Source organism: Xanthomonas sp. WHRI 6108 (genome assembly GCF_040202385.2).
Classification (GTDB): domain Bacteria; phylum Pseudomonadota; class Gammaproteobacteria; order Xanthomonadales; family Xanthomonadaceae; genus Xanthomonas; species Xanthomonas arboricola.
In genome coordinates this window covers 3,626,580-3,652,747 of the sequence record NZ_CP168198.1, presented here as the reverse complement: position 1 = coordinate 3,652,747, position 26,168 = coordinate 3,626,580, and the positions used below count along the sequence as shown (strand labels likewise).

Below are 26,168 nucleotides of genomic sequence, written 5' to 3'. Positions count from 1 at the left end.
TCGCATGTCGATCAGTGACGCCGAAGCGGTGGTGATGCAGGTGCTCTGGGATGCGGCGCCGCGCAGCGCCGACGAGGTGGTCGCCGCGCTGGCAGGCCGCAGCGACTGGGCCGAGCCCACCGTCAAGACCTTGCTCAACCGCCTGCTCGGCAAGGGCGCCATCCGTGCCGAGAAGCAAGGGCGACGCTATCTCTATTCGCCGGTGCTGGCGCGCGAGCAGTGGGTGCAGCAACAGAGCGAGGGATTGCTGCAGCGCCTGTTCGGCGGACGGGTGGCGCCACTGGTGGCGCACTTCAGCGAGCGCGGAAAACTCAGCGCATCCGATATCGCGGAACTGAAACAACTGCTCAAGGAGCTGGACGATGAACACTGAGGCCTGGGTCCTGTTGTCCCGCGCAACGCTGTACACCACCGCTGCGCTGCTGGTCTGCCTGCTCCTGCGTCGCCCGCTGCGCAAGCGGTCGGGTGCCGGGGCGGCGTATGCGATCTGGTCCTGCGTCCCGCTGGCGCTGGTGGCGGCCTTGTTGCCCGGCCCGTCTCTGGGCATCGCGGTGCCAGGATTTCCGGCGCTGACCGCCATGCCTGCGCTCTCCAGCGTGCATGGCGAAGGTCGTGCGTGGGCAACATGGCTGGCAGCAGCGTGGCTGGGCGGCGCAGTAGTGATGGCGATCGGATTGTGGACGCGGCAACGGCGTTTCATGCGCAGCCTGGGGCCGTTGCACCGGCTCGACGACCGGCTCTGGTCGGCCGTGCGCGATGCCGGTCTTCCTGCATCGTTGGGACTCTGGCGTCCGCGCATCGTGCTGCCGGCGGATTTCAGTGAGCGCTACAACGCCGATGAGCGCGCCCTGATCCTGGCGCATGAGCGCATGCATCTGCGCCGCGGCGACCTGCATGCCAACCTGCTGGCGGCGCTGATGCTCTGCATCGGCTGGTTCAACCCGCTGATGCATCTGGGCTGGCGTGCGTTCCGGCTGGATCAGGAGCTGGCCTGCGATGCGGCCGTGCTGACGCAACATCCGGGCAAGCGCCGCAGTTACGCCACCGCCATGCTGAAGACCCAGCTTGGACGCGACTTTACGCCGCTCGCCTGTCATTGGGCTGCATCGCATCCGTTGGCGCAGCGGATCGCGGCGCTGCGCGGTTCCCCCATCGCTGCCGGACGTGCGCGCTGGCGCGTGGCGATGGTCCTGCTGCTGGCGGCGGGGGTCAGCACCGTCGCCTGGGCCCTGCAGCCGGCACGCATTGCGTTAGCGGCACAACCGGCGCTGGCGGCCGGCAACGCGGTGGATTTCGCCACGATGCAACCGCCGAGATATCCGGCAGCCGCGTTTGACGGCGGTATCGAGGGCTTTGTCGAACTGCAGATCGACATCGACTCTGCGGGCAGGCCGCAGCACATCGATATTTTGCAGAGCAGGCCGGCCGGCGTGTTCGATCAAGCGGTCCTGGAGGCAGCGCGCCAGTGGCGGCTGAAACCTGTTTATGTACATGGCAAGCCGATTGCTTCCACGGTGCGCGTGCCGGTGAAGTTCGAACTGGATGGGCCGGAGCAAACGTCTACCGATGCCGCCGCCGCGCGCTCGGAGGCGCCAGCGTCCAACCGCCTTGCCGGTTGTGCTTCAGCGGGCTGCGCAAGGCGGGAGAGGCCGTGATGCAATCCAGCGCAACCAGCAAAACGACTGCACAACTGTCTGGCGGGCGCGCCGGGTGTCCGGGATTGGCATGTGCCGCGCATACTCGCCGGTTCCTGCGCGCTGGCCACGCCTACCCGACAACTGCTCGCCACGTGTTGTCGGCCGTCCTTGCGCCGACCTGCGCCGCAATCCTGGCGCTGTCGCTTGGCGCATGTGCAACGCAAGGGGTGCAGGAACAGCAGCGCAGCCAGCGCGAAGATTCGGTGGACCAGCGCATGCTGAGCGCGCAACCGGGTGGCAATGGTGGCGGCTCCATCCAGTCTTACACGTTGGCGCCAGCACAGCGCTTTCGCATGCCGCGCGCGCTGCGCAGCGATGCGCCGGTGCTGCCGGCCGATTCGCCGCGGCAGAGCTTGCCGCCGACCACCGTGTGCGCGCATGTGATCCTGACCGCCGACGGCGCGGTACAGCGCGTCGACCCCATGTCCGATCGCGACGAATGTGCGGCCGGTCTGTTGCCGGACAATGTCGATCTGGTGCAGTCGGTGCGTACCACGGTGCAGCAATGGCAGTTCGTTCCGGCCACGCTGTGCACGTTTGCCGCAGGCGTGGCGCAGCCGGCCGCGCTGGACGATTGCAGCGGCGCCATCAGCCAGCAGCCGGTACCGGTGACGCTGTCGTTCGCGTTCACCTTCGAAGTGCGGCAAGGCAAGGTCAGCGTGCGCACCGGCAAGGTGGCGCGTTGAGCGCGCGCATCGCGGCGATCAGAGCATGTCGGAGGCAAACAGGCGCCGCCGCGAGACTTCGTCGCCGGACAGCATGAAGCGGCCATCGCCGCGGTAGTGCACCGTCCTGGGAAGCGCAGGCCGCTTGGCCACCTGCGCGCTCACCACTTCCCAGACAAAGAGCGCGTGGCGGTTGATCTGCCGGCCGTCGTGCAGGTGGCATTCGAAACTGGCGTAGCACTCGGCAATGGCCGGCGCTGCGACCCGTTGGCCGGGCACGGCAGTCAGCCCGAAGTGGTCGAACTTGTCGATCTGTGCACCGCTGCTGTTGCCGATGCCGATCACGGTGTCGAGCAGTTCGGCCGTCGGCAGGTTGATCACGCATTGCTTGCTGCGCCGGACCAGTTCGAAACTGTGGTTACCGGGGGCGATGCAGCACGCGATCAGCGAGGGCGAAAACTCCAACACCATATGCCAGCCCATGGTCATGATGTCGCGCTGGCCCTTGTGGGCCGAGCTGACCAGCACCACCGGCCCCGGTTCCAGGAAGCGGCGCGCCTGCTCCACCGGGAATGCATGTTTTCGATACTGTTTCATGGACACGCCAGCTGGTTGAATGCGGTGATCACCGGTGCCGATGCGCTCATTCCAGCACATGCACGCTATCGGCGATGCGCTGCACTTCGTCGGGATTGTGGCTGACATACAGCATCGGCAGACGGATCTCGTCGCGCACGCGTTGCAGGTAGGGAATCAGTTCTTCGCGGCGCGCCTGATCCAGTGCCGACAAGGGCTCGTCGAACAACAGGATCGCCGGCTGCGACAACAAGGCGCGGCCGATCGCCACGCGCTGCGCTTCGCCCCCAGACAGATTGCGCGGCCGGCGTTGCAGTAACGGCCCAATCCCCAACAGCGCCACCACGTCGTCGAAACCGAATGGCGCCGTGCCGCGCGCATGCCGGCCGTAACGCAGATTGCGGCGCACATCCAGATGCGGGAACAGCCGCGCATCCTGGAACACATAGCCGATCCTGCGCTTGTGCGTGGGCAGGTTGATGCCTTGCCGGGCGTCGTACAGGCAGCGCCCGTCGATGCGGATATGCCCGGCCTGCGGCTGCACCAGCCCGGCGATGGCATTGAGCACCGTGGTCTTGCCCGCACCGGAAGGACCGACCAGGGCCACCACCCGCGCCTGGTCCTGGATGTGGAGATGCCGCTGGAAGTTGCCGCGCTGCAGCTGCAGGTCGATATCGAGCATCAGCCGTCCTCGCGCGGATGCGGCCTGCGCACCAGCCACTCGGACAGCAGCAGCGCCGCCAGCGAGATCGCCAGCGCAACGCAGGCCAGCCGCCACACGCCCGATTCCATGCCCGGCACCTGCATCAGCCCGTAGATGGCCGACGACAAGGTCTGGGTTTCGCCAGGAATATTGGACACGAAGGTGATGGTGGCGCCGAATTCGCCCAAGGCCTTGGCGAACGCCAGCACCATGCCGGCGACCAGCCCCGGCCAGGCCAGCGGCAAGGTAATGCTGAAGAACACCCGCCACGGACCCGCACCGAGCGTGGCGGCGGCTGCTTCAAGACGGCGGTCGGTCGCTTCGATGGACAGGCGGATCGCGCGCACCATCAGCGGGAATCCCATCACCGCGCATGCCAGCGCCGCGCCGGTCCAGCGGAACGCGAACTGGATGCCGAGGTGTTCCAGCAACCAGCTGCCAACCGGCCCCTGCGTGCCCAGCACCACCAGCAGCGCGTAGCCGGTCACCACCGGCGGCATCACCAGCGGCAGATGCAGCAGGGCGTCCAGCAGCGCCTTGCCCGGAAAGCGCCGCCGCGCCAGCAGCCAGCCGCAGGCGATGCCCGGCGGCAGGCTGGCGATGGCCGCAACGATGGCGACCTTGAGACTCAGGCCGATCGCGGTCAGCTCCTGCGGGGTGAACATCGACAACGGCGCGCCTCAATCCTGCAACGAAAAGCCACGGCGAACGAAGATCGCCCTGGCCGGCTTGCTGCCCAGCCATTGCACGAACGCGGCCGTGCCGGCATTGCTGCTGTTCTTCAACGCAGCCACCGGATACACGATGGCATCGTGGCTATCGGCGGGAAAGGTGGCGACCACGCGGACCTTGGGTTCGGCGCGTGCATCCGAGCCGTACACGATGCCCAGCGGCGCTTCGCCGCGCGAGACCAGCATCAATGCGGCGCGCACGCTTTCCGACTCGGCCAGGCGATTGCTTACTCCATCCCACTGACCGAGTTTGCGCAGCGCTGCGGCGGCATACTTGCCGGCCGGCACGCTGTTGGTCTGGCCAACCGCCAACCGACCGCTGTCACCGAGCGCCTTGGCAATCGCGCCGGGCTGGCGCGGATCCACGCGCAGCTTGCTGGTGGCCGGGGCGATCAACACCAGGGTATTGCCGAGCAGGTTGTGACGCTGCGCCGGCACGACCAGGCCGCGTTGCTGCAGATAGTCCATCCATTCCAGGTCGGCCGAAAAGAACACGTCCGCCGGTGCGCCTTGCTCGATCTGGCGCGCCAGTGCTGAGCTGGCGGCGTAGGAGACGCGCACCGGCGTGCCGGTCGCCTTTTCGTAAGCGGCCGCGGCCTCGTCCATGGATTCCTTCAGGCTTGCTGCAGCAAACACCGTCACCGGCGCGGTCTGCGCAGTGGCCAGGACGGGCAGGGCAAGCATCAGCACGCAGAACGCGCGCTGCCAAAAACCGATCGTGCGCATGGGAAGCTCCAGCAAGGTCAGGCAGCGATCATAGCGGCTGTGCATCATGCGCCGCGTGGTGGCGACGCTGGCGCGTCAGCCAAGCACGCCGTCGCAGCGGCCGGCCTGCAGATTGGTCTGCAATGCCTGCCGGATCAGCCTGGGCTCGGGCAGCGTGGCATCGCGGGCCTGGCGCTGCGCCACGAATGCCTCGATCTCCACGCCGTCGCGCACGTGGATATTGCTGCGCCGCTGCTCGTCGATGCTGGTCTGGTACGCCACCTCACGACCGCCCGGGCCGTAGTCGTGGCAGACGAACACGCGCGTGTTCGCCGGCAGCGCGTACATGCGCTGGATCGAGGCGAACAGTTGCCGTGCATCGCCGCCGGGGAAATCGCAGCGTGCGGTGCCGGCGTCCGGCATGAACAACGAATCGCCGGGGAACAGCGCATCGCCGATCAGGTACGCGATGCTGTCGCTGGTATGCCCGGGCACCGCAATGACACGTACCTGCAGAGTGCCAAGCTCGAAGCGCTCGTCATCGGCGAACAGGTGATCGAACTGCGAGCCGTCGGCACGGAAGTCGTCCGGTAACGCACAACGTGGCGCAAGCGTCTGCTGCACATCGCGGATGCCGTCACCGATGCCGATGCGTGCCTGTGGCCAGTGCTGCTTCAGCCACTGCGCGGCAGACAGGTGATCGGCATGCGCATGGGTTTCCAGCAGCCACTGCACCTGCCAGCCGTGGTGGGTGACGGCATCGACGATGGCTTGCGCGGCGCGCGTGCCGACCTGGCTGGTGTCGGCCGCATAGTCCAGCGCCGGATCGATCACCGCTGCCGCGCCGGTCGCCGCGTCGGCGACCACATAGGTGAAGGTGTTGCTGTCGGCGTGAAAGAACGCAAGCACCTCGGGCTGCATCGGCGTCTCCATCTCAGGGCGCGGCCAGCGCCGCATTGAGCACGGCGGCCAGTCGGTCGCCGGCCTCGCGCAATTGGGTCTCGGCAAGCGGACGATAGGTCGCGATGTAGTCGTCCGGCAATACGTGCTTGCTCGGATAGACGCCGGGCGTGACCGCGATCTTGCAGGAGGCCTGCGCCCATGCCGCAGCCGGCGGTGGCAGCACCGGCGATGTCGCAGCGGTCGCCGGCAACGCCAGCAGGCGTTGCAGATACGCATCGTCATCAAGATGGCGGTCGTTGAGCATGCCGCTGTCCCACAGCGCATGCAGGTTGCTGCCCTTGCCGGCGACCTGCAGCTGGAATTCATTGCCGCCTTTGTCGTGTGCGTAGCCGGCATGCATCGGCTGATGGATGTCGCCGACAAAATGCACCACGAACTTCAGGGCCTGCCGGCGCACGTCCAGCGGCTGGCTGCGGTCGGCAAGCAGCGCGGTCTGCCGGTCGAGCGCGGCGATCACGCAGTTGCCGTCCGGGCAGTCGCGCGGCGGCGCATACGTGCAGTCATGCTCGCCAAGATTGACGTAATGCCAGGGCCCGGAGCGCTTGCCCAGCTCCGGGTCGTGCTCGCGCAGCTCGTCGGCCCAGCTGGCGACACCGGCCAATGTCGGGTTGGTTTCGCCCTTGAGCAATTGCGCCACCTGCGCTTGCGCCTGCGGGCTCAGTTCGGTCTCGGCAATGCGCGCCACCAGGCGGTGGCCTTGCGGCCCCCAGGCGAAGGCGCTGATGGGCTGGAGGGCCGCGACCACGGTTGCGGCAAGAAGGAGGATGCGAGGAGAGAAGGTCTTCATCCGGCAATTGTACGCATCGGTCCGGGACGGTTTGATGGCCGTCCCCGGGCGAAGCACAGCCACGGCTCAGCGTGGCGTCTGCGGCATGCTCAGAAGTACACCAGGTACGACACGCCATAGGTCAGCGGGTCGATCCGCGCCTTGCCCAGCCGGCTGCCATTGAAGTCGACGTTGCTGCGCGAATTCGTCCAGCGCGCGTCCACCCGCAGGCCGCTGCGATCGTTGAAGATGAAGTCCACACCGACATGCGCGGTGGCGCCCACCGAGTCGTCGAAGCTCAGGTCGCCATTGCCGAAGGCGTCATCGACGTCCTCACCGACAAACGTGGTGTAGTTGATGCCGACACCCACGAACGGCGACACCGTGCCGTAGCCATTGATGTGGTACTGCAACAGCACGCTCGGCGGCACCGACCAGTAGCTGCCCACCTTGCCGACGCCCTCGAGCTCCAGATCGTGCTTGCCCGACACCGCGGCATGCACCTCGATGCCGAGGTTGTTGCGCAGGAAGTATTCGTAGGTGAACGACAGCGCCGGTGCGCCCTTGATCTCGGCACGCGTGCCACCGAAGCTGCCGCTGTCGGACTTGGGCGAGACATAGCCGGCGCCGTAGCCCGTGGTCCAGTGACCGGCCGATTGTGCAAGGGCGGGCGCGGCCGAGGCGGCCAGTGCGATGGCGAGGGCGGTACGGATCAGCATGCTCATGGAATCCCCGGATAGGTCGGACAGGCGGTCGACGTGACCAACCTGTCCGCAACTCCGGCGGTGGATTCACGTCCCTGGGCGCCAAGTGTGCCAGAGATGCATCGCGCACGCTGCCGGGCTCAGAAGCGGTGCACGTAGGCCACGCCGTAGACCAGCGGGTCGATGTTGACGGTGCCGATGCGGTTGCCGTCGAGGCGCGCTTCGGTGTCGATGTCGATCCAGCGCAGGTTTACCCGCAGCGCGCCGCGGTCGCTGAGCTTGTAGTCCACGCCCGCGTGCAGGGCCAGGCCCCAGGAATCGTCCAGTTCCAGCTCGCTGCCGGCCAGCGCGCCGCGCGTGTCGGTGCTGAAGAAACGGGTGTAGTTGATGCCCGCGCCAACGAACGGCGAGAGCCTGCCCTGGCTGTTGAAGTGGTACTGCAGCGAGATCACCGGCGGCAGATGCTTGGTGCTGCCGACACGCCCCAGGCCACGGAGCGCGATGTCGTGCTCGAACGGCAGCGCAGCCAGTACTTCGATGCCCAGGTTGTCGGCGATGAAGTATTCGGCGGTGAAGGTCGGTTTGATGTCCTTGCCGACGTCCGCCTCCAGCGTGCCGCCGACCAGGCGGCCGTTATCGGACTTGGGAGCGACCTGGTGGGCACCGACGGCAACGGTCCAGTCGCCTTTGGATTGAGCCAGTGCGGGGACGCTGGCGAAGCCGGCGGCCAGGCCGGCGAGCAGAAGGGTAGAGCGCATGCGCATGGAAACTCTCGTTGTGTGCAGGGGATGGGTGAAGTCTTGATGGTTTGCCCGCTGGATGCCTTGATCCTGATCAATCCATCCGCGCAGGGACGCTGTGGGTCATGCGCAGATACGAGCAGGGACCGGCAGCGGCAGCAGCGATCTGCGCCATGCCGGTGATCGCACCGGCGCATCGCGTCCGGTCTGCAACGCGACGTGCCTGGCGCAGGCGGCGGCGGGGGAGGAGCGCCGCCGTCTGGGTGCGCGGTGGAGCAGGCAGCGAGACGGTGGCTGCAGCGCTGGCGCACTTACTTGACCTTGGCGAGCGTGGGCGCATCCACTTCCGGCATCGCCGAGCTGTGGTGGTTGATGATCAGCCACTTGTCGTCGCGCTTTTCATACACGAAGGTGTAGCGCGCCTGCACCTTGCTCTTCTTGCCGTCCTTGTCGGTCAGCGTGAAGGTGTAGACACCGGCATCCACCGCGCTGTCGTCATCGAGTACGCGCACGGTGCGGTAGTTGACGACGCCTTGCGGCTTCTTGGTCAGGAACATCTCGAAGTACTTTTCGATCTGCGCACGCGAGGCGCGCACTTCGTTGGAGACGGTCGGCAGCAACACGCCGTCCGGCGCGTACAGGTCGGCCACCTTGTGCGGGTTGCCGGTGGCCAGCGCCGCGTTCCAGGTATCGAACAGCGCAGCGACTTCGCGCGCTTCGCCATCGGCGGGCAGCGCGGCCTTGTCGGTGTAGTGCATCACGCCGCCAGCCAGCGCCGGGGTGGCGGCAAGGGCCAGAACCAGAGAGAGAAGGGTGCGACGCATGGGGAATCTCCGTTGTGATGGATGGGTGCCTCAGCAGGCAGGGCCAGTATCGAAATCCACGGAGCGCCGAAATGCTGCTGTTCGGCATATGCCTAGATACGCCTTTCAGCGTATCGACGTCAAAAGTAAGTGATTGAATTAGATTGGATATATCGAAAAATAAGGCGTGGTTTCGATTGCCGCGTCCGTGCCGCACCTCAGATCGTCACGTGCTCTCAAGTCAGGCAGGCGTCAGCCCATACCTCATCGCTCCGGCACCGCCGGACCCATCACCTTGTCGGTTGCCGGTACCCACACAGCGTGTCCACCTTCTGATTCCCGATTCCCGATTCCCCAATCCCCAATCCCCAATCCCCAATCCCCAATCCCCACCACGCATGCACCAAGGCACAACGTCCTAGCGCCACATGCCGCAGCGCTGGCCGCAGCACGGCTGCGCGAGTGCGACGCTGCTAGAATGGCGGTCCCTTTCCATCCGCCGCGCCATCGCGGCCGCAGGAGCTAGTGAACATGGCAATCAAGGTTGGCATCAACGGATTCGGTCGCATCGGCCGCAACGTGCTGCGCTCTGCGGTGCAGAACTTCGCCAATGACATCGAGATCGTGGCCATCAATGACCTGCTCGAGCCCGATTACCTCGCCTACATGCTGCAGTACGACTCGGTGCATGGCCGCTTCAAGGCCGATGTGTCGGTCGACGGCAACACGCTGATCGTCAACGGCAACAAGATCCGCCTGACCCAGGAACGCGACCCGGCCAACCTCAAGTGGGATGCAGTCGGCGCCGACGTGGTGATCGAGTCCACCGGTCTGTTCCTGACCAAGGAAACCGCGCAGAAGCATCTCGACGCGGGCGCCAAGAAGGTGATCCTGTCGGCACCGTCCAAGGACGACACGCCGATGTTCGTGTTCGGCGTCAACGACAACACCTACAAGGGCGAAGCGATCGTTTCCAACGCCTCGTGCACCACCAACTGCCTGGCGCCGTTGGCCAAGGTGATCAACGACAAGTGGGGCATCAAGCGCGGCCTGATGACCACCGTGCACGCGGCCACGGCGACGCAGAAGACCGTGGACGGCCCGTCGAACAAGGATTGGCGCGGTGGGCGCGGCATCCTGGAGAACATCATCCCGTCCTCCACCGGTGCCGCCAAGGCCGTGGGTGTGGTGATCCCCGAGCTCAACAAGAAGCTGACCGGCATGAGCTTCCGCGTGCCGACCTCGGACGTGTCGGTGGTCGACCTCACCGTCGAACTGGAAAAGCCGGCCACCTACGCCGAGATCTGTGCCGAAGTGAAGGCGCAGAGCGAAGGCGCCTTGAAGGGCGTGCTGGGTTACACCGAAGACAAGGTCGTGGCCACCGACTTCCGCGGCGAAACCTGCACCTCGGTGTTCGACGCCGACGCCGGCATCGCGCTGGACTCGACCTTCGTCAAGCTGGTGTCCTGGTACGACAACGAGTGGGGCTATTCCAACAAGTGCCTGGAAATGGTGCGGGTTGTCGCGAAGTAAACCTCGCGCCGCTCGGTCGAAGAACCCCGGCTGGTCCGGGGTTTTTTTATGCGTGCTGTAGCGCCTTGAAGCGTGCCGCCGGGCAGGAATGGATAGAGTGGGGCCGTGCATCCTCTGCGCGATCACGCGACGTGGCGTATGTAGTGCGCGCGATCGGTCGATGACCAGACGATCCGGGGGCGTTGCTGCTGGCGGGAGTGCCGGCTGACGACTTGGTCAGGCGCGCCGGTAGGCGGTGTCCTCGGCCCAACCACTCCAGGAGTGGCCAACAAAAACGGCTGCGTGTCCGCCCGGCGCCTTCACCCACCCGACGACCACTCGCTACGTCTGTTATGCCTGCGACTTTCGTCGGCGTGCCGAGTAGCATGATGGCGCTAGCGTCGGCCGGATGCCGACTCAGGGGCTGTGCGTTGGAAACGATGATTGTGACGGTGGTGCTGTTGCTGCTTGCGGTGCCGGTAGGGCTGGTGATCGCCCTGGTGTGGATCGCCGGGCTGCGGCGGCGCGTGGATGCGCTGGAACAGCGGCTTGCGCAATGGCAGGCCAGCGGCGCAGCAGGTGTGGGCGCGGCGGCGGTGCACAGGTCAGCGCCATCGCCATCGCCTGCCGGCGCGTGGGAGCTGCAAGCGGCGTCCGACGTCGGTATGTCTGCGTCTGGTGAGCCTGAGCTGCCGCGCGCAGCAGATCTGCAAGCCGCGCCGACACCGTCGCCGGCCGCACCACTGCCAGTGCCGCCAGCATTGCCGGCAGAAGCTCCCGCATCGTCGGCGGCGCGCAGCGCAGTGCAAGCGCCGCCCCTGATCGCTGCGCCTGCCGAGTCCGAGCAGCCAGCGCACGTGCCCTCCGGGCCGGGCCCGCTGGCGCGCGTGGCCAGCGCAGCGAAGCGCTGGTTCACCGAGGGCAATGTGCCGGTCAAGGTCGGCATGCTGGTGTTGCTGGCCGGTGTGGCGTCGCTGTTGAAGTACGCCAGCGACCAGGGCTGGATGCGCATGCCGATCGAGCTGCGGCTGGCCGGCATCAGTGTGCTGGCGCTGGTTGGCCTGGTCTTCGGCTGGAAGCAACGGCTGCAGCGGCCGGGCTTTGCGCTGGCGTTGCAGGGCGGCGCCATCGGCGGCTTGCTGCTGACGGTATTCGCCGCGTTCAAGCTGTACGGGCTGCTCGGCGCGGGTCTTGCGATGGGCATCAGCGTGGTGCTGATTGCCGGCATGTGCGTGCTGGCGGTGGTGCAGGATTCGCGCACGCTGGCGGTGCTGGGTGTGCTGGCCGGCTTCCTTGCGCCGATCTGGCTGTCCACCGGCAGCGGCAATCATGTCGCGCTGTTTTCGTACTACGCGGTGCTCAATGCCGGCATCGTGGCGATCGCCTGGACGCGTCCGTGGCGGGTGCTGAACCTGCTCGGATTCGCCTTCACCTTCGGCATCGGCACGCTGTGGGGTGCGCTGCAATACGCCCCGGCGAAATTCGCCACGACCGAGCCGTTCCTGCTGTTGTTCTTCGCCATGTATGTGGCGATTCCGGTACTGCACGCGCGGCGTGGCGATGGCAGCGCGGGCAAGCTCATCGACGGCAGCCTGTTGTTCGGCACCCCGCTGGTGGCCTTCGCGTTGCAGGCGCGCCTGCTGGATGGCGAGCGCCTGCCGTTGGCGCTGTGTGCGCTGGCGGTGGCGGCGCTGTACGCGGGCCTGGCCAGCTGGTTGCTGCGACGTGCCTCCACGCGCCTGCTGGGTCAGGCGCACGCGATGCTGGCGGTCGGTTTTGCGACCCTGGCGGTGCCGCTGGCATTGTCGGCGCGCGCTACTGCCAGCGTCTTCGCGCTCGAAGGCGCCGGCTTGCTGTGGCTGGGACTGCGGCAGCAGCGTCGCATCCCGCAGTTCAGCGGGGTGGCGTTGCAGTTGCTGGCGGCGGTCGGGGTCGCCTTCGGTGTGGATGCGTGGCGCCACGACACGGTGGCCGTTGCCAACGCCACCTGCATGAGTACCTTGCTGCTTGCATTGGCCGGCTGGGCCAGTGCCTGGTTCCTGCGCGATGCAGGCCAGCCGCGCCGCGCGCTGGTGGCGTATCTGTGGGGGCTGGGCTGGTGGGCGCTGTGCGGTGTGCACGAGATCTTGCGCTTTGCCGGCGATCTGCGCAGCGAGCCGGATCTGCTGCTGGGCTTTGTCGCACTCAGCGTGTGGCTGGCAGCCGAGGTGCATCGGCGTCGCCCGGCAACGGCGCTGGTGTGGACGGCGATGTTCGGGCTGGCGCTGGCCGCGCCGTTGGCGCTGTGGCAGAGCCATGCGCATACGCAACCGTTCGCACATTGGGGGGCGCTGGCCTGGCTGGCGTTCGCCGTGGCCGGCACGCGCGCGCTGTGGTGCCTGCGCAGGCAGCACGGCGCCGGCGCGGTGGCCGCACAGTTCATCTGGTGGCTGCTGTGGCCGCTGGTGGTGTCGTTGGGCGTGTCCTGGCTGGCCGATACGTTCGTGCTGGCAAATGGCTGGCGTTGCGCCTTGCTGGCCGCGCCCTGGCTGATCGTGGCGGCAGTGGGGCTGTTGCGCTGGCCATGGCTGGCATGGCCGCAGGGTGCCGGTTTCGATCGGGCACGCAATGCCTTGCTGGGCTGTGTGTTCGCGGTGCTGGGCATCGGTTGGTTGATCGTGCTGCTGGACCCGGTGAGCGCGGCGCCATTGCCATGGCTGCCCGTGCTCAATCCGGCCGAGCTGGCGCAACTGGCGGTGCTGGCCTTGCTGGCGCGTTGGGCTTGGTCTGCGCAGGCGCCGTTGGCCGTGCAACGCTGGCGGGTGACTGCGCTGGGCGTGTCGGGCTGGGCCTTGATCACCGGCAGCACCTTGCACAGCGTGCATCACTGGGGTGGCGTGGCGTGGGATGCCGGCTTGATCGGCGCGACCCTGTCGCAGACCAGCCTGACCATCGTGTGGAGCGTGCTGGGCGTGCTGGGCTGGGTGATCGGCTCGCGGCGCGGTCAGCGTGGACTGTGGCTGGGTGGTGCGCTGTTGATGGGCCTGGTGCTGGCCAAGCTGGTGCTGGTCGACCGCCAGCATCTGGGCAATCTGCTCGGCATCGGCTCGTTCATGGCCTATGGCCTGTTGTGCACCGTGGTGGGCTATCTGGCACCGGCGCCGCCGCGCCAGCCGGTGGCCGAAGAGCAGGCTGGCGGAGACGATGGCGTGGACAAGGATCAGGCATGAAATCGAGGCAATGGGGATGGCTGCTGTTGGTGCCGCTGCTGGCGCAGGCAGCCGATGTGCGCCAGGACTATCGTCAACAGTGGCCGCTGCAGGTAACCGGCGCGGACGCCGGCATGTATCAGCTGCGCTTGAATGCGGCGATCTATCGCACCGCCCATGACCCGGCGCTGCGCGATGTCACGGTGATCGATGCGCGTGGCGAGGAGATGCCGGCCGCGCTCTTGCCGGTGGATGCCGCGCCGGCTGCCGCGCCGCGTCGGCAACGCCTGCCCTTGTTCGCGCTGCCGGCCGGTGCGGCGCCTGCCAACGGCGATCTGCAGCTGATCGCCGAACGCGATGCCAGTGGCGCGGTGCGTCGGCTGGAAGGCCGTTTCGCCACCGGCACCGCTGCCGTTGCAGGCGCCGGTGGCAGCTGGCTGATCGATGCCAGCGCGTTGCGCGATCGTCCGCGCGCGCTGTGGCTGGACTGGGACGGCAACACGCCGGTGCAGGCCCGGCTGCGCGTGGAAGGCAGCGACGATCTGCGCGACTGGCACCTGCTCGCCGCAGATACCACCGTGATGGCGCTGGACAACCAGGCGCAGCGTCTGCGGCAGCGCCGCATCGCGTTGGACGCGGGCGCGCGCTATCTGCGCATCGTGCCGGTGTCCGGCGAGCTGCCGGCCTTGCGCGTGGTCGATGCGGAACTGGACGGCGTCTCGGCGCCGCCGCAATCGCTGTGGCTGGAATTGCCGGGCACTGCGCAGGACAAGGCAGTGGTGTATGCCTTGCCTGGGCGCTTTCCGATCACCCAGGTCGATGTCAGCGGCGGTCAGGCCGAGGCGGTCGAATGGACCGTGGCAAGCCGCGATGCCGAGGACGCACCGTGGCTGCAACGTGCCGGGCCATGGTTGGCGTATCGCCTGGGTACTGGCACCGCCGCCGCGTCGCCGCCGCAACAGCTGTCAGCGCCTGTGCGCGACCGTCAGTGGCGGTTGCTCGCCGCGCAAGGGCGCAGCACTGCGATGCCAACGCTGCGTGTGGGCTACCAGCCGGAGCGGATGATGTTCCTCGCCCAGGGGCAGCCGCCGTATGCGGTGGTCGCCGGCAGCGCGCGGCAGCAACGTGGCGATGCGCCGCTGGCCTCGATGCTGCAGGCACTGCGCCGCGAACGCGGAGCGCAATGGCAACCGGCGCAGGCCAACATCGCCGCGCAGGCACAGCCGCTGGCCGGCGATGCCGCGCTGCAGCCGGCCGCCACACCACGCGACTGGAAGCGCTGGTTGCTATGGGCGCTGCTGGTCGGCGGCGCCTTGCTGGTCGGTGGTTTCGCAGTGAGCCTGCTGCGCAATTCGGCGACCGACCGCAGCCCCTGAGGACCCGCGCGCCCCACCGTGGTTTGCCGCTGCGGCGCGAAGGTCCGACAATGGGCATCCCCCGTCGCCAAGGCAGCCGCATTGCCCGTCGTCTTCGACCGAGCATCCCCCGCATCGCCAGCCGTATGGGCAGCGACATGCGCGGCAGGCAAGCTGCAATCTCCGCGACCTGCACGCGGGCGCAACGCCAGCGTGCAACGGCTGCGCCAAGCCATCCATCCGCGCAGCGCCCAGGCATCGGCGCCACGTCTACCGGCTGCTTTTTCGATTCCCCAATCCCGATTCCCCAATCCCCAGACCTAGCGAGCTGACCCCATGTCCATCGTCCGCATGACCGACCTCGATCTCTCCGGCAAGCGCGTGCTGATCCGCCAGGATCTCAACGTGCCTATCGACAACGGCCAGATCACCTCCGAGCAGCGCATCACCGCGTCGGTGCCCACCATTAAGCTGGCGCTGGAAAAGGGCGCCGCAGTGATGGTCACCTCGCACCTGGGCCGGCCCAAGGAAGGCAGCTGGAGCGAAGAAGATTCGCTGGCGCCGGTGGCCGCGCGCCTGACTGCGCTGCTGGGCGTGGACGTGCCGCTGGTGCGCGACTGGGTCGACGGCGTGGACGTCGCGCCGGGCCAGGTGGTGCTGCTGGAGAACTGCCGCATGAATGTCGGCGAGGGCAAGGACGACGAGGCGCTGTCACGCAAGTACGCGGCGCTGTGCGATGTGTTCGTCATGGACGCCTTCGGCACCGCGCATCGCGCGCAGGCCTCCACGCATGGGGTGATTCGCTTTGCGCCAGTGGCTGCCGGTGGTCCGCTGTTGATGGCCGAACTCGATGCGCTGGCCAAGGCGCTGGATAATCCGGCCAAGCCGCTGCTGGCGATCGTGGCCGGCAGCAAGGTGTCCACCAAGCTGGAGCTGTTGTCCAACCTGGTCAACAAGGTCGACCAGCTGATCGTCGGCGGCGGCATCGCCAACACCTTCATTGCCGCAGCCGGGCATGGCGTCGGCAAGTCCCTGAGCGAGCCGGATCTGATTCCCACCGCCAATCAGATCGTCGCCGATGCGAAGCTGCGCGGTGCGGAGATTCCGTTGCCCACCGATGTGGTCGTTGCCAAGCAGTTCCTGCCCGATGCCGAAGCGACGGTGAAGGCGCTCGACGCCGTGGAGGCCGACGACCTGATTCTGGACATCGGCCCGCAGACCGCCGCGCGCTACGCCGAGCTGATCGCCAGCGCCGGCACCGTGGTGTGGAACGGGCCGGTCGGCGTATTCGAGTTCGAGCCCTTCAGTCATGGCACCGAGACGCTGGCGCGTGCGATCGCCAGCTCCAAGGCGTTCTCGATCGCCGGTGGCGGCGACACCCTGGCGGCCGTGGACAAGTACGACATCGCCAAGGACGTCACCTACATCTCCACCGGCGGCGGCGCCTTCCTGGAATTCCTGGAAGGCAAGACCTTGCCGGCGGTGGCGGCGCTCGAGGCACGCGGCAAGTGAGTGCAGCCACGCTGTTCTTCGATCTGGACGGCACCCTGGTCGATTCGGAGCCGGGCATTGTCGCCAGCATCGTGCACGCCTTCGACGCGGTGGGCCAGCCGCGTCCGTCGCCGCAGACCCTGCGCGCGTGGATCGGCCCGCCGCTGCGCGACAGCTTCACCGACTGCTTTCCCGACGATCCGGAGCTGGTGCAGCGCGCACTGGCGGCGTATCGCGGGCGTTACGACGCGGTCGGCTGGACCGAACTGAGCGTGTTCGACGGTATCGGTGAGGTCGTCGTCGACCTGCACCGCGCCGGCCATCGCCTGGCGGTGGTGACCTCCAAGAACGAGCGTTACGCGCGCCGCATCGTCGAGCATCTGCCGTTCGGGGCCTGCTTCGAGAACGTGATCGGGGCCAGCGAAGACGGCGAACGCCGCTTCAAGCCGGACCTGATCGCCGAAGCGCTGCGGCGGCTGGACATCGCCAAGACCGGTTGCGTGATGATCGGCGACCGTCGGATGGACATCGATGGCGCCAACCACCACGGCATCCACAGCATCGGCGTGTTGTGGGGATTCGGCGACGAAGCCGAGCTGCGTGCCGCCGGTGCCGGCGCGATCGCGCACACGCCTGCCGGGTTGCGCGCCTTGATCCAGTCGTAGGAGTGACAAACAGAGCAGCTGCGCGCATCGCCAGGCGAGCGCAGCCGGCGCTCGTCGTTGGGTGGCGGCACGCGGATGCGGTGAGGGTCTTGCAGCATCCGCGCTGCGACGACCGCTCGCCGTCATCTGACCGCTGCTGCAACCCGTAGGACCTTCACCGCTGCCGCGTTAGGGTGGCAGCCCACAGCAACATCCCGCGACGCGCCAGCGCGCTGCGGAAAGCGTACGTACTGTCCCGCACTGTCTTTAGGACATGCCGGAATACGAGGGTGGCTATGCCGCAATGCCATCCTCGGTAGGTGACGCGTGTGTTAAGTTTCGCGGCTTTTACAGGGAGGCCATCATGAAAGAACGTCAACGCCGCACCAAGATCCTCGCCACGCTCGGACCGGCGACGGATCCGCCCGGTGTGCTGGAAGCCTTGTTCAAGGCGGGCGTCAACGTGGTGCGCCTCAACTTCAGCCATGGCGACCCGTCCGGCCAGGCCAAGCGCGCGGCCGAAGTGCGCGCGGCGGCCGTGCGCGTCGGTGCCGAAGTCGGCATCCTGGCCGACCTGCCGGGCCCGAAGATCCGCGTCGAACGCTTTGCCGAAGGCAAGGTCAAGCTGACTACCGGCGAGCGTTTCGACCTGGTGGCCGACCCCAATGCGCCCGCGGGCGACCAGCACCAGGTGGGCGTCAGCTACCTCGGCCTGCCGCAGGACGTCGCCGCCGGCGACGTGCTGCTGCTGGACGATGGCCTGGTGCAGCTGCAGGTGGCCGAAGTGCAGGGGCAGCGCATCGTCACCACCGTGCTCAACGACGGCGTGCTGTCCGATCGCAAGGGCCTGAACAAGCAGGGCGGCGGCCTGTCGCTGGGCGCGCTGACCGAGCGCGACAAGGAGCTGATCGGCATCGTCGCCAAGATCGGCGTGGACTTCATCGCGGTGTCGTTCTGCCGCAACGCCGAAGACATGAATGACGCGCGCCGTATCGCGCGTCAGCACGGCTGCGATGCCGCGCTGGTGTCCAAGATCGAGCGCACCGAAGCGATCGAGAACCTGGTCGAGATCGTCGAAGCCTCCGACGTGGTGATGGTGGCGCGTGGCGATCTGGGCGTGGAAATCGGCGATGCCGAATTGCCGGGCCTGCAGAAGAAGATCATCCGCGAGTCGCTGGCGCAGAACAAAGTGGTGATCACCGCCACGCAGATGCTGCAGTCGATGGTGGAAAGCCCGATCCCGACCCGCGCCGAAGTGCTGGACGTGGCCAATGCGGTCATCGACGGTACCGACGCGGTGATGCTCTCGGCCGAAACCGCGGCCGGTGCCTACCCGGTGCGTGCGGTGGAAGCGATGGCGCGCATCTGTCTGGGCGCCGAGCGCCAGTTCGAGTTCGACACCGACTTCGAAGCGGCGCAACGCAATCTGCAGCGCGCCGACCAGGCGATCGCGATGGCGACCATGTTCCTGTCCGAGCACATCGGTCTGGCCGGCGTGGTCGCGTTGACCGAGTCCGGCGGCACGCCGCGGTATCTGTCGCGCTTCCGTTCCAACATGCCGATCTACGCCTTCACCCGTCACGATGGCGCGCGCCGCCACATGGCGATGATGCGTGGCGTGTTCCCGATCAGCTTCGACAGCCGCGGCCTGACCCCGCGCGAAGCCGCACGTGCGGCGATCCGCCTGCTGGTGGAGAACGAGCGCATGGGACCTGGCGACCGCGTGGTGTTCACCAGCGGCGAGCATATGGAAACCCACGGCGCCACCAACACGCTGCGTCTGCTGGAAGTGGGCGAAGACGGCCGCGCCAGCGGTCTGGGCGAGCTGTAACGCACGGCCTGCGCAGCGCGTGCGTCGTCGGTCGACACACGCGCTGCATCCACATCGTTGCGTACAGACACAGCGGCGGCCTGCGGGTCGCCGTTGTGCTGTGCGGGACAGGGTCTGCGGTGCGAGTGCGCCTGCGGGGCACGCAGCCCGCAGCGTGCGCATCACGCTGGGAGCCGCGCCACACATCCGCCATGCCGGACACGTGTAATCGGTTGCAGGCATTCCGTGAAGGAATGTCTGCAACTTTCGTCGCTATACTTTCGTTCTCCCCCGCAGCTGCCACAGGAACTACATGAGCATCGAACAGCTTGCCGAAACCGCCCAGGCCATGGTCGCCCCGGGCAAGGGCATCATCGCCATCGACGAATCGACCAGCACGATCGCCAAGCGTTTTGCCAGCGTCGGCATCGAGAACATCGAAGAAAACCGTCGCGCCTACCGCGAACTGCTGCTGACCACGCCCAAGCTGAGCGACTACATCTCCGGCGCGATCCTGTTCGACGAGACCATCCGTCAGAAGACCAAGGACGGCGTGCCGTTCGCCGAGTACATGACCGCCCACGGCATCATCCCGGGCATCAAGGTCGACAAGGGTGCGCAGCCGCTGGCCGGCATGCCGGGCGAGCTGGTCACCGAAGGCCTGGACGGGCTGCGCGCGCGTCTGGAGGAGTACTACACGCTGGGCGCACGCTTCGCCAAGTGGCGTGCGGTCATCAACATTGGCGAGGACATCCCGTCCGGCACCTGCATCGAGGCCAACTCGCATGCGCTGGCGCGTTATGCCGCGCTGTGCCAGGAGCAGGGCCTGGTGCCGATGGTCGAGCCGGAAGTGATCATGGACGGCAACCACGACATCGAGACCTGCTACGAGGTCACCGAAGCCACGCTGCGTTCGCTGTTCGGCGCACTGTATGAGCAGAATGTGGTGCTCGAAGGCACCATCCTGAAGGCCTCGATGGTCATCTCCGGCAAGGGCTGCGAAGAGCAGGCCAGCGTCGAGGAAGTGGCCGAGTCCACCGTGATGTGCCTGAAGTCGACCGTGCCGGCGATCCTGCCGGGCATCGTGTTCCTGTCCGGCGGCCAGACCGACGAGCAGTCCACCGCGCACCTCAACGAGATGCACCAGCTCGGCAACCTGCCGTGGCCGCTGAGCTTCTCGTACGGCCGCGCGATGCAGCAGGCCGCACTGAAGCTGTGGGCCAAGGACATGACCGGCAACTTCGCCAAGGCGCAGCAGGTCATCTATGAGCGTGCCAAGGAAAACGGCCTGGCCGCGCTGGGCAAGTGGAAGGGTTGATCGGCAGGCCGGCCGCTTCATGGCCGGAGCACACCTAGCGAAAACGCCGGCAGCGATGCCGGCGTTTTTGTTTGTGTTGGTTGCCACGCGCCCGCATGAGTCCCCAAACGCAACGAGCGCCTTGCGGCGCTCGTCATCTCCAACCTCTGCCTCGCACAGGCGTCAGGCGGCAGCGGTTTCCTGCGCAGCCAGCGCCTGCTGGTAGGCCTTGAACGTGGCCTCGTTGTAGGCCACCAGCACGATGTGCTTGGGCACCTTGTGCGAGCGCTGCCAGTCGCGCGTTTCGGTCACGGCGATGCGCGCGGCCTGGTACAGCGGATAGCCATAGATGCCGCAGCTGATGGCCGGGAACGCGATCGAATGCAGCATCATCTGCTCAGCCAGCTTCAACGACTGCCAGTAGCAGTTGGCCAGTTGCTCCGGCTCGTTGTGCTTGCCGTCGCGCCACACCGGGCCGACGGTATGAAATACGTGGCGTGCCTTGAGATCGAACCCGTCGGTGATGCGGATTTCGCCGGTGGGGCAACGCACGCCAGGACGCACCTGCGGCAATGCCTCGCAGGCCTGCAGCAGGCGCGGGCCGGCAGCGCGGTGGATGGCGCCATCCACGCCGCCACCGCCCAGCAGTGATTCGTTGGCGGCGTTGACGATGACGTCAACGTCGAGTTCGGTGATGTCGCCTTGCCAGACTTCGATCTTCATGGCGAGATAATTATGGGATTTGCATGAGGAACGCGTGATGGGGCGCGCGTTGCGGAACAGGCACGCTAGCGCCCATTCATCTCATCTGCTGCGATTGCCGGGAACGGCTGTGGCGGTCGTGCGGCGGAAGCATGCGAACCCACGGCTGCGATCGATCCGCTCAATCGCCGAGCAGCGATGTCGCCACGATTGGCGACTTACAGCCAGCGCCGCACGCGTGCGCAATAGGCGATGTATTGGCGGCCGAATTCGTTGCGCAGACGCGCCTCTTCGAATGGAATCACATACCGCTGCAGGGCCAGCCAGGGCAGCGGCAGCAAGACGACTGCCCACAGCAGGCCTAGCTGCAGGCACAGGCCCACATAGCTGAGCACCAGCGCCAGGTACATCGGGTTGCGGGTGAAGCGATACGGGCCATCGAGCACCAGCCGTGAGGGATGGCCGCTGGGCATGATGGTGGTGCGCCGGCGCGCGAACAGCATGAAGCAGCTCACCGCCAGCGCCAGCCCCAGACAGGCGATCACACCGCCGGCCAGCTCGATCCAGGCCAGTGGCGTCGGTGCAGGCAATGGCAGCCGCAGTGCGCTCTGCAGCCAGGCGCCCACGCCCAGGGCAAGCGCGAAGTGCGCAGGCGAGGTGATCTTGACCAGCCATGGCGCCCGCCACACGCGGGTGTCGCTGTATCCATACGGCCGGTTGCTCACGACGGTTCTCCCTGTGTCGGCCGCCATCCTAACGTTTCCTTGACGCGGAGGGGAGTATGCGCACGCCGGAGTCCGCCGCACGCGAACGAAAATCCACGCAGGCGTAGTGCCGCGACATTGGCATGTGCGCGCCGGCACGCGGCAGCACACCGGGCAGCTGCGCAATGACTGGACGACCACAAACACACAGACCGCGCTGTGGGCGCGGCCTGTGCGTGCAAACCAACGCTGTGATCGGTCAGGGCAGACCGGCCAGCCAGTCGTCGTCGGAGCCTTCGTTGATGTCGGCAAACAGCGGCGTGGAGAAATAGCGCTCGCCGGTATCCGGCAGCATCGCCAGCACCACCGCGCCGGGCACCGCGCTTTCGGCCACGCGCAAGGCGGTGGCGACGGTGGCTCCGCCGGAGATGCCGGTGAAGATGCCTTCTTCGGCGGCCAGGCGGCGCGCCACGCTGATCGCGTCGGTGTCTTCCACGCTGAGCACTTCGTGGGCGACCTCGCGGTTGAGCACTTCCGGCACGAAGTCCGGGGTCCAGCCCTGGATCTTGTGCGGCTTCCAGTCCTGGCCCTGCAATAGCGCAGCGCCGGCCGGTTCGGTGGCGGTGATGCGCACTTCCGGGCGGGCCACGCGCAGCACTTCGCCTACGCCGGTGAGCGTGCCGCCGGTGCCCCAGCCGGTGACGAAATGGTCCAGCCGGTGGCCGGCGAAGTCGCGCAGGATTTCGGCCGCGGTGGTGTTGCGGTGGTAGGCCGGATTGGCCGGGTTGGCGAACTGGCTGGCCAGGAACCAGCCATGCTGCTCGGCCAGCTCCCTGGCCTTGCGCACCATGCCGCTGCCGCGCTCGGCCGCCGGGGTCAGGATCACCTTGGCGCCATAGGCGCGCATCAGCTTGCGGCGCTCGATCGAGAAGGTTTCCACCATGGTGGCGACGAACTTGTAGCCGCGCGCGGCGGCCACCATCGCCAGTGCTACGCCGGTATTGCCGGAGGTGGCTTCGACAATGGTGTCGCCGGGCTTGAGCAGGCCGCGCTGTTCGGCATCGAGGATGATCGCCAGCGCCAGGCGGTCCTTGACCGAGCCGCCCGGATTGAACGACTCGACCTTGACGTACAGGGTCACGTGCTCGGGCGCGAGCCGGTTGAGTTTGACCACCGGGGTGCGGCCGATGGTGTCGAGGATGTTGTCGTACAGGGCCATGGGGTCTCCGTCGGAATCAGGCTGCGTGGGCGAGTGTGAGCGCGTCGGGCGTTGCGATGGGTGAGTGCGGGGGCGGCTGCGCGGTCAGTGGCGCTGCGCCGAACCAGTGCAGGCTGGCGGCCAGCCCGGCGACCTCGCCCAGGATCAGCAACGCCGGGGCGCGCACGGCGTGCTGCTGCGCGGTGGCGGCCAGGCTGGCGAGGGTGCCGGTGATCACGCGTTGCTGTGGGCGCGAGCCGTTTTCCACCAGCGCGAACGGGGTGGTGGGTGCGCGGCCGGCCTGCAGCAGGCGTTGCTGGATGCCGTCCAGGCCGGCCACGCCCATGTAGAACGCCAGGGTCTGGCGTTCCTGGCCAAGCGCCTGCCAGTCCAGCGTGTCCAGCGAATCCTTGCAGTGCGCGGTGATCAACCGCAGCGATTGCGCATGGTCGCGGTGGGTGAGCGGAATGCCGGCATAGGCGGCGCAGGCGATCGCGGCGGTGATGCCGGGAATGACCTGGAAGCCGATGCCGTGGTCGCGCAGGAATTCCAGCTCTTCGCCGCCGCGGCCGAACACGAACGGGTCGCCGCCCTTGAGCCGCACCACGCGGCGCCCGGCGCGCGCGTGCTCGCGCATCAGTACGTGGATCTGCTCCTGGCGCGTGCTGTGGCCCTGGGCGGCCTTGCCGACTTCCACGCGCAGCGCGTCGCGTCGGGCCAGTTGCAGGATCTGCGGGCTGACCAGGCGATCGTAGAGCAGCACATCGGCCTGCCGTAGCGCGCGCACGGCATGCCGGGTGAGCAGACCGGGGTCGCCGGGGCCGGCACCGACCAGGGTCACGCTGCCGGAGGAGAGCCGGCCGACCGCGGTGCGTGGCGCCGGGGACCGTGCAGGTGGCGCTGCCGACGCGGCGGGCGTGGCGTCGTGGGTAAGCAGGCGGCGTGCGCTGGCCGCAGTACGCAAGGCATCGTTGAGGTCCGGCGCGGTGCTGGCGGCGATGGTGAGCCAGACCGGTTGGTCGGGCAGCTCCAGCCATGCCGGCTCGAACCGTCCCACCAGCCAACGCAGCCGCCCGGCCTGCGCCCAGTCGCGCAGTTGCGGGCTTAATTCCGGCGCGCCGACCAAGGGGACGGCGCCGGCCTGCAGCAGCGCGGCGGTGGCGTGCTCGGCCTCGGCGCCGCCGCCGATCACCAGGACGGCACGGCCACGCAGGTCGGCAAGAAGCGGGAACACAGAGGGCACGGCCAGCGCATCGAGAGGGGAGGGCCAGACCGTAACGCCGGCATATAGCGGTCGGAAATGACTTCATACACCCTGAAAATAGCGTTCGGTTATAAGCTGGCCCGCAGAACTCCTCTACAGTCGAGTCCTTCGTGGCGCCTCGCGCTTTTTTGGATATAAGCCCATGACGCTGACCCAACTTCGCTATCTGGTCGCCATCGCCGATGCCGAGCTCAATATCACGCTCGCCGCCGCGCGTGTGCATGCGACCCAGCCCGGTCTGTCCAAGCAGCTCAAGCAGCTGGAGGACGAACTGGGCTTTCTGCTGTTCGTGCGCAAGGGGCGCAGCCTGGATGCGGTGACGCCGGCCGGCGTGGAAGTGATCGAGCGCGCGCGCTCGGTGCTGTCGGAAGCCAACAACATCCGCACCTACGCGGCCAACCAGCGCCGCGAGAGCCAGGGCCAGCTGACCCTGACCACCACCCACACCCAGGCGCGCTTCGTGCTGCCGCCGGCGGTGGCGCAGATCAAGCACGCCTATCCGCAGGTCAGCGTGCACCTGCAGCAGGCCGCCGAAAGTGCGGCGCTGGATCTGCTCAGCCAGGGCGATGCGGATATCGCAGTGGTCAGCACCGCCGGCGGCGAACCGAGCGCCGGCATCGCGGTGCCGCTGTATCGCTGGCGCCGGCTGGTGATCGTGCCGCGCGGCCATGCGCTGGATCAGGCGCGCACTGCGCCGGACATGCAGGCGTTGTCGCAGCACCCGTTGATCAGCTACGAATCCTCCACGCGGCCGGGCTCGTCGCTGCAGCGCGCATTCGCCCAGGTCGGGCTGGAGCCGAGCATCGCGCTGACCGCGCTGGACGCAGACCTGATCAAGACCTATGTGCGTGCCGGGCTGGGCGTCGGGCTGGTGGCGGAGATGGCGGTCAGCGCCAGCGACGAGGACCTGCGCGCCTGGCCGGCACCGGCGCCGATCGCCGAGTGCATCGCCTGGGCGGTGCTGCCGCGCGACCGCGTGTTGCGTGACTACGCCCTGGACCTGGTGCACGTGCTGGCGCCGCAGATCGACAAGCGCGACCTGCGCCGCGTGCTGGACGGCAACCAGGCCCCGGCCTGGCCGCTGCCGCCGACCTGGGAATCGCTGACCCAGACCATTACCAGCTGAGCTGCCTGCCGAAGATTGCAGCGCGCCTCGAGCACGCTCGCTCACGACGTCTGCGGTGTTTGCGAGAGGGCTTCGGTCGCTGAGGGGCGCCTGCACGCGTACCGGCATGGGACACGCCGCAAGTACGTCCACGTAGCAACCGTGCAACTGCGTCATGCTGGCGGTCAGTGTGCGGAATCGATGACGACTGTCCGTACACTGCGACCTGCGCGCCGGGCGTACCGATTCCCCTCGGCTGCGCGCGTGGTCCCTGTTCGCCACTGTGAGGCACTGCCACCGATGACCGAGCCACTGCGTCCGCCCCTCAGCCGGCTATGGTCGCCCGACCAGGACGGCGGCATGGCCTTGCAGCTGTCGGCACGCGTCGAGGGCCGCGAGCATGCGGTACTGACGGTGCTGGCCGATTCCCGGGACGAATCGTTGTGGGTGGAACTGCAGGCCGATGGCACCCAGGTGCAGATTCCGCTGGCGGTGCTGCGCCAGCTGCTGGAGGTTGCGGCGGAAGAGGTGCATTCGGCGGACTGGTTCGCGCGCCAGGATGCGGACGATTCCGGGCTCTGAGACAGCCTGCGAACGCACATCGGAATGCTGCGCTGCAGCGTCCGCTTTCTAGAAAACCTTTCTTCTATCAATCACTTGGGAAGCGGCGCGCGCTCGCCAAAATGCGCGCTGTCGGTGATTCTCCCTACAGCTGTCAGGGCCGTGGCGGCGGGGTGGTCTGGCCGCATCAAGTTGCGCGCTGCGCTGTCGTAAATCCTTATAGCAACCATCACGCGACACTCTCGGACGTCTAGGGGTGGACGGCGCAGGACTGGCGATGCGGC

Annotated in this window: 25 protein-coding genes and 1 other RNA gene; 13 read left to right on the top strand and 13 right to left on the bottom strand. The window is 67.3% G+C overall.

Annotated elements, in window-relative coordinates:
• The first annotated feature begins 4 nt into the window (after positions 1-4).
• The 4 genes from ABQ039_RS15360 (at position 5) to ABQ039_RS15345 (ending at position 2,383) form a co-directional block, all read left to right on the top strand.
• The gene (locus tag ABQ039_RS15360; protein WP_065032764.1) at positions 5-373 is read left to right on the top strand and encodes a BlaI/MecI/CopY family transcriptional regulator; all 369 of its coding nucleotides are present in this window, start codon (positions 5-7) and stop codon (positions 371-373) included.
• Positions 363-1,655, top strand: coding sequence for a TonB family protein (locus tag ABQ039_RS15355; RefSeq protein ID WP_184608646.1), 1,293 nt, complete (start codon positions 363-365; stop codon positions 1,653-1,655). The genes ABQ039_RS15360 and ABQ039_RS15355 overlap by 11 nt, the downstream gene beginning before the upstream one ends.
• Before the next feature lie 70 nt (positions 1,656-1,725).
• A non-coding RNA gene (locus ABQ039_RS15350) (sX9 sRNA) lies at positions 1,726-1,801 on the top strand.
• Complete coding sequence (locus ABQ039_RS15345; RefSeq protein WP_374057809.1) at positions 1,790-2,383, top strand: hypothetical protein; 594 nt, start codon at positions 1,790-1,792, stop codon at positions 2,381-2,383. The genes ABQ039_RS15350 and ABQ039_RS15345 overlap by 12 nt, the downstream gene beginning before the upstream one ends.
• A gap of 18 nt (positions 2,384-2,401) precedes the next feature.
• On the opposite strand, the gene ABQ039_RS15340 is transcribed toward ABQ039_RS15345, so the two are convergent.
• The 9 genes from ABQ039_RS15340 to ABQ039_RS15300 all read right to left on the bottom strand — a co-directional run bounded on the left by ABQ039_RS15340 (position 2,402) and on the right by ABQ039_RS15300 (position 9,074).
• The gene (locus tag ABQ039_RS15340) at positions 2,402-2,959 is read right to left on the bottom strand and encodes a flavin reductase family protein (protein ID WP_104563628.1); all 558 of its coding nucleotides are present in this window, start codon (positions 2,957-2,959) and stop codon (positions 2,402-2,404) included.
• A gap of 46 nt (positions 2,960-3,005) precedes the next feature.
• Complete coding sequence (gene modC, locus ABQ039_RS15335) at positions 3,006-3,620, bottom strand: molybdenum ABC transporter ATP-binding protein (protein WP_016902262.1); 615 nt, start codon at positions 3,618-3,620, stop codon at positions 3,006-3,008.
• Positions 3,620-4,306: a molybdate ABC transporter permease subunit gene (gene modB, locus ABQ039_RS15330; RefSeq protein ID WP_184551181.1), complete on the bottom strand. Its 687-nt coding sequence runs from the start codon at positions 4,304-4,306 to the stop codon at positions 3,620-3,622. The genes modC and modB overlap by 1 nt, the downstream gene beginning before the upstream one ends.
• A gap of 15 nt (positions 4,307-4,321) precedes the next feature.
• Complete coding sequence (gene modA / locus ABQ039_RS15325; RefSeq protein WP_047127728.1) at positions 4,322-5,098, bottom strand: molybdate ABC transporter substrate-binding protein; 777 nt, start codon at positions 5,096-5,098, stop codon at positions 4,322-4,324.
• A gap of 75 nt (positions 5,099-5,173) precedes the next feature.
• On the bottom strand, positions 5,174-5,998 hold the full coding sequence (locus ABQ039_RS15320) for an MBL fold metallo-hydrolase (protein WP_349777957.1): 825 nt from the start codon (positions 5,996-5,998) through the stop codon (positions 5,174-5,176).
• 13 nt (positions 5,999-6,011) lie between these two features.
• Positions 6,012-6,827 carry a S1/P1 nuclease gene (locus ABQ039_RS15315; RefSeq protein ID WP_050570440.1) on the bottom strand — a complete coding sequence of 272 codons (816 nt, stop codon included), beginning with the start codon at positions 6,825-6,827 and terminating at the stop codon, positions 6,012-6,014.
• A gap of 89 nt (positions 6,828-6,916) precedes the next feature.
• Positions 6,917-7,531 carry an OmpW family protein gene (locus ABQ039_RS15310; RefSeq protein ID WP_024938162.1) on the bottom strand — a complete coding sequence of 205 codons (615 nt, stop codon included), beginning with the start codon at positions 7,529-7,531 and terminating at the stop codon, positions 6,917-6,919.
• A gap of 119 nt (positions 7,532-7,650) precedes the next feature.
• Positions 7,651-8,274, bottom strand: a complete 624-nt coding sequence (locus ABQ039_RS15305; RefSeq protein ID WP_046344068.1) for an OmpW family protein — start codon at positions 8,272-8,274, stop codon at positions 7,651-7,653.
• Between the two features lie 287 nt (positions 8,275-8,561).
• Entirely contained in the window at positions 8,562-9,074 is a 513-nt protein-coding gene (locus ABQ039_RS15300) for an SgcJ/EcaC family oxidoreductase (protein WP_102251397.1), read from the bottom strand.
• A 510-nt stretch (positions 9,075-9,584) separates the two neighbouring features.
• Between ABQ039_RS15300 and gap the strand changes: the two genes are divergently transcribed.
• From gap to ABQ039_RS15265, 7 genes are all read left to right on the top strand, one after another.
• Positions 9,585-10,586: a type I glyceraldehyde-3-phosphate dehydrogenase gene (gene gap / locus ABQ039_RS15295; RefSeq protein WP_024938165.1), complete on the top strand. Its 1,002-nt coding sequence runs from the start codon at positions 9,585-9,587 to the stop codon at positions 10,584-10,586.
• A gap of 419 nt (positions 10,587-11,005) precedes the next feature.
• Positions 11,006-13,774, top strand: a complete 2,769-nt coding sequence (locus ABQ039_RS15290; protein WP_374057870.1) for a DUF2339 domain-containing protein — start codon at positions 11,006-11,008, stop codon at positions 13,772-13,774.
• Positions 13,771-15,129: a DUF3999 domain-containing protein gene (locus ABQ039_RS15285; protein ID WP_184608653.1), complete on the top strand. Its 1,359-nt coding sequence runs from the start codon at positions 13,771-13,773 to the stop codon at positions 15,127-15,129. Before ABQ039_RS15290 ends, ABQ039_RS15285 begins: the two co-directional genes overlap by 4 nt.
• Positions 15,130-15,444: 315 nt before the next feature.
• Positions 15,445-16,620, top strand: a complete 1,176-nt coding sequence (locus ABQ039_RS15280; protein WP_184608655.1) for a phosphoglycerate kinase — start codon at positions 15,445-15,447, stop codon at positions 16,618-16,620.
• Positions 16,617-17,264 (top strand): HAD family hydrolase, encoded by a 648-nt coding sequence (locus tag ABQ039_RS15275; protein WP_054592162.1) that lies wholly within the window; start codon positions 16,617-16,619, stop codon positions 17,262-17,264. The genes ABQ039_RS15280 and ABQ039_RS15275 overlap by 4 nt, the downstream gene beginning before the upstream one ends.
• Positions 17,265-17,607: 343 nt before the next feature.
• Positions 17,608-19,074 carry a pyruvate kinase gene (gene pyk, locus ABQ039_RS15270; protein WP_024938169.1) on the top strand — a complete coding sequence of 489 codons (1,467 nt, stop codon included), beginning with the start codon at positions 17,608-17,610 and terminating at the stop codon, positions 19,072-19,074.
• A 292-nt stretch (positions 19,075-19,366) separates the two neighbouring features.
• Positions 19,367-20,371, top strand: a complete 1,005-nt coding sequence (locus ABQ039_RS15265) for a class I fructose-bisphosphate aldolase (RefSeq protein WP_016902277.1) — start codon at positions 19,367-19,369, stop codon at positions 20,369-20,371.
• Positions 20,372-20,533: 162 nt separating this feature from the next.
• Here the strand turns inward: ABQ039_RS15265 and ABQ039_RS15260 are convergent, their stop codons facing one another.
• From ABQ039_RS15260 to cobA, 4 genes are all read right to left on the bottom strand, one after another.
• Positions 20,534-21,073 (bottom strand): O-acetyl-ADP-ribose deacetylase, encoded by a 540-nt coding sequence (locus ABQ039_RS15260; RefSeq protein ID WP_024938170.1) that lies wholly within the window; start codon positions 21,071-21,073, stop codon positions 20,534-20,536.
• Positions 21,074-21,270: 197 nt separating this feature from the next.
• Positions 21,271-21,777 (bottom strand): isoprenylcysteine carboxylmethyltransferase family protein, encoded by a 507-nt coding sequence (locus tag ABQ039_RS15255; RefSeq protein ID WP_349777959.1) that lies wholly within the window; start codon positions 21,775-21,777, stop codon positions 21,271-21,273.
• Positions 21,778-22,015: 238 nt separating this feature from the next.
• Positions 22,016-22,975 carry a cysteine synthase A gene (gene cysK / locus ABQ039_RS15250; RefSeq protein ID WP_016902280.1) on the bottom strand — a complete coding sequence of 320 codons (960 nt, stop codon included), beginning with the start codon at positions 22,973-22,975 and terminating at the stop codon, positions 22,016-22,018.
• A gap of 16 nt (positions 22,976-22,991) precedes the next feature.
• On the bottom strand, positions 22,992-24,197 hold the full coding sequence (gene cobA, locus ABQ039_RS15245; RefSeq protein WP_104576727.1) for a uroporphyrinogen-III C-methyltransferase: 1,206 nt from the start codon (positions 24,195-24,197) through the stop codon (positions 22,992-22,994).
• Between the two features lie 163 nt (positions 24,198-24,360).
• Here cobA and ABQ039_RS15240 point away from each other — a divergent pair, with 163 nt between their 5' ends.
• Together ABQ039_RS15240 and ABQ039_RS15235 are read left to right on the top strand one after the other, a co-directional pair.
• Positions 24,361-25,344 (top strand): LysR family transcriptional regulator, encoded by a 984-nt coding sequence (locus ABQ039_RS15240; RefSeq protein WP_024938173.1) that lies wholly within the window; start codon positions 24,361-24,363, stop codon positions 25,342-25,344.
• A gap of 279 nt (positions 25,345-25,623) precedes the next feature.
• Positions 25,624-25,905 (top strand): hypothetical protein, encoded by a 282-nt coding sequence (locus ABQ039_RS15235; protein ID WP_104576725.1) that lies wholly within the window; start codon positions 25,624-25,626, stop codon positions 25,903-25,905.
• Positions 25,906-26,168 lie beyond the last annotated feature (263 nt).

Bases quoted from the DNA above. Each gene is read 5' to 3' on its own strand.
- ABQ039_RS15360 (WP_065032764.1), top strand. From the start codon at position 5: ATGTCGATCAGTGACGCCGAAGCGGTGGTGATGCAGGTGCTCTGGGAT.
- ABQ039_RS15355 (WP_184608646.1), top strand. From the start codon at position 363: ATGAACACTGAGGCCTGGGTCCTGTTGTCCCGCGCAACGCTGTACACC.
- ABQ039_RS15340 (WP_104563628.1), bottom strand. From the start codon at position 2,959: ATGAAACAGTATCGAAAACATGCATTCCCGGTGGAGCAGGCGCGCCGC.
- modC (WP_016902262.1), bottom strand. From the start codon at position 3,620: ATGCTCGATATCGACCTGCAGCTGCAGCGCGGCAACTTCCAGCGGCAT.
- modB (WP_184551181.1), bottom strand. From the start codon at position 4,306: ATGTTCACCCCGCAGGAGCTGACCGCGATCGGCCTGAGTCTCAAGGTC.
- modA (WP_047127728.1), bottom strand. From the start codon at position 5,098: ATGCGCACGATCGGTTTTTGGCAGCGCGCGTTCTGCGTGCTGATGCTT.
- ABQ039_RS15320 (WP_349777957.1), bottom strand. From the start codon at position 5,998: ATGCAGCCCGAGGTGCTTGCGTTCTTTCACGCCGACAGCAACACCTTC.
- ABQ039_RS15315 (WP_050570440.1), bottom strand. From the start codon at position 6,827: ATGAAGACCTTCTCTCCTCGCATCCTCCTTCTTGCCGCAACCGTGGTC.
- ABQ039_RS15310 (WP_024938162.1), bottom strand. From the start codon at position 7,531: ATGAGCATGCTGATCCGTACCGCCCTCGCCATCGCACTGGCCGCCTCG.
- ABQ039_RS15305 (WP_046344068.1), bottom strand. From the start codon at position 8,274: ATGCGCATGCGCTCTACCCTTCTGCTCGCCGGCCTGGCCGCCGGCTTC.
- ABQ039_RS15300 (WP_102251397.1), bottom strand. From the start codon at position 9,074: ATGCGTCGCACCCTTCTCTCTCTGGTTCTGGCCCTTGCCGCCACCCCG.
- gap (WP_024938165.1), top strand. From the start codon at position 9,585: ATGGCAATCAAGGTTGGCATCAACGGATTCGGTCGCATCGGCCGCAAC.
- ABQ039_RS15290 (WP_374057870.1), top strand. From the start codon at position 11,006: ATGATTGTGACGGTGGTGCTGTTGCTGCTTGCGGTGCCGGTAGGGCTG.
- ABQ039_RS15285 (WP_184608653.1), top strand. From the start codon at position 13,771: ATGAAATCGAGGCAATGGGGATGGCTGCTGTTGGTGCCGCTGCTGGCG.
- ABQ039_RS15280 (WP_184608655.1), top strand. From the start codon at position 15,445: ATGTCCATCGTCCGCATGACCGACCTCGATCTCTCCGGCAAGCGCGTG.
- pyk (WP_024938169.1), top strand. From the start codon at position 17,608: ATGAAAGAACGTCAACGCCGCACCAAGATCCTCGCCACGCTCGGACCG.
- ABQ039_RS15265 (WP_016902277.1), top strand. From the start codon at position 19,367: ATGAGCATCGAACAGCTTGCCGAAACCGCCCAGGCCATGGTCGCCCCG.
- ABQ039_RS15260 (WP_024938170.1), bottom strand. From the start codon at position 21,073: ATGAAGATCGAAGTCTGGCAAGGCGACATCACCGAACTCGACGTTGAC.
- cysK (WP_016902280.1), bottom strand. From the start codon at position 22,975: ATGGCCCTGTACGACAACATCCTCGACACCATCGGCCGCACCCCGGTG.
- ABQ039_RS15240 (WP_024938173.1), top strand. From the start codon at position 24,361: ATGACGCTGACCCAACTTCGCTATCTGGTCGCCATCGCCGATGCCGAG.
- ABQ039_RS15235 (WP_104576725.1), top strand. From the start codon at position 25,624: ATGACCGAGCCACTGCGTCCGCCCCTCAGCCGGCTATGGTCGCCCGAC.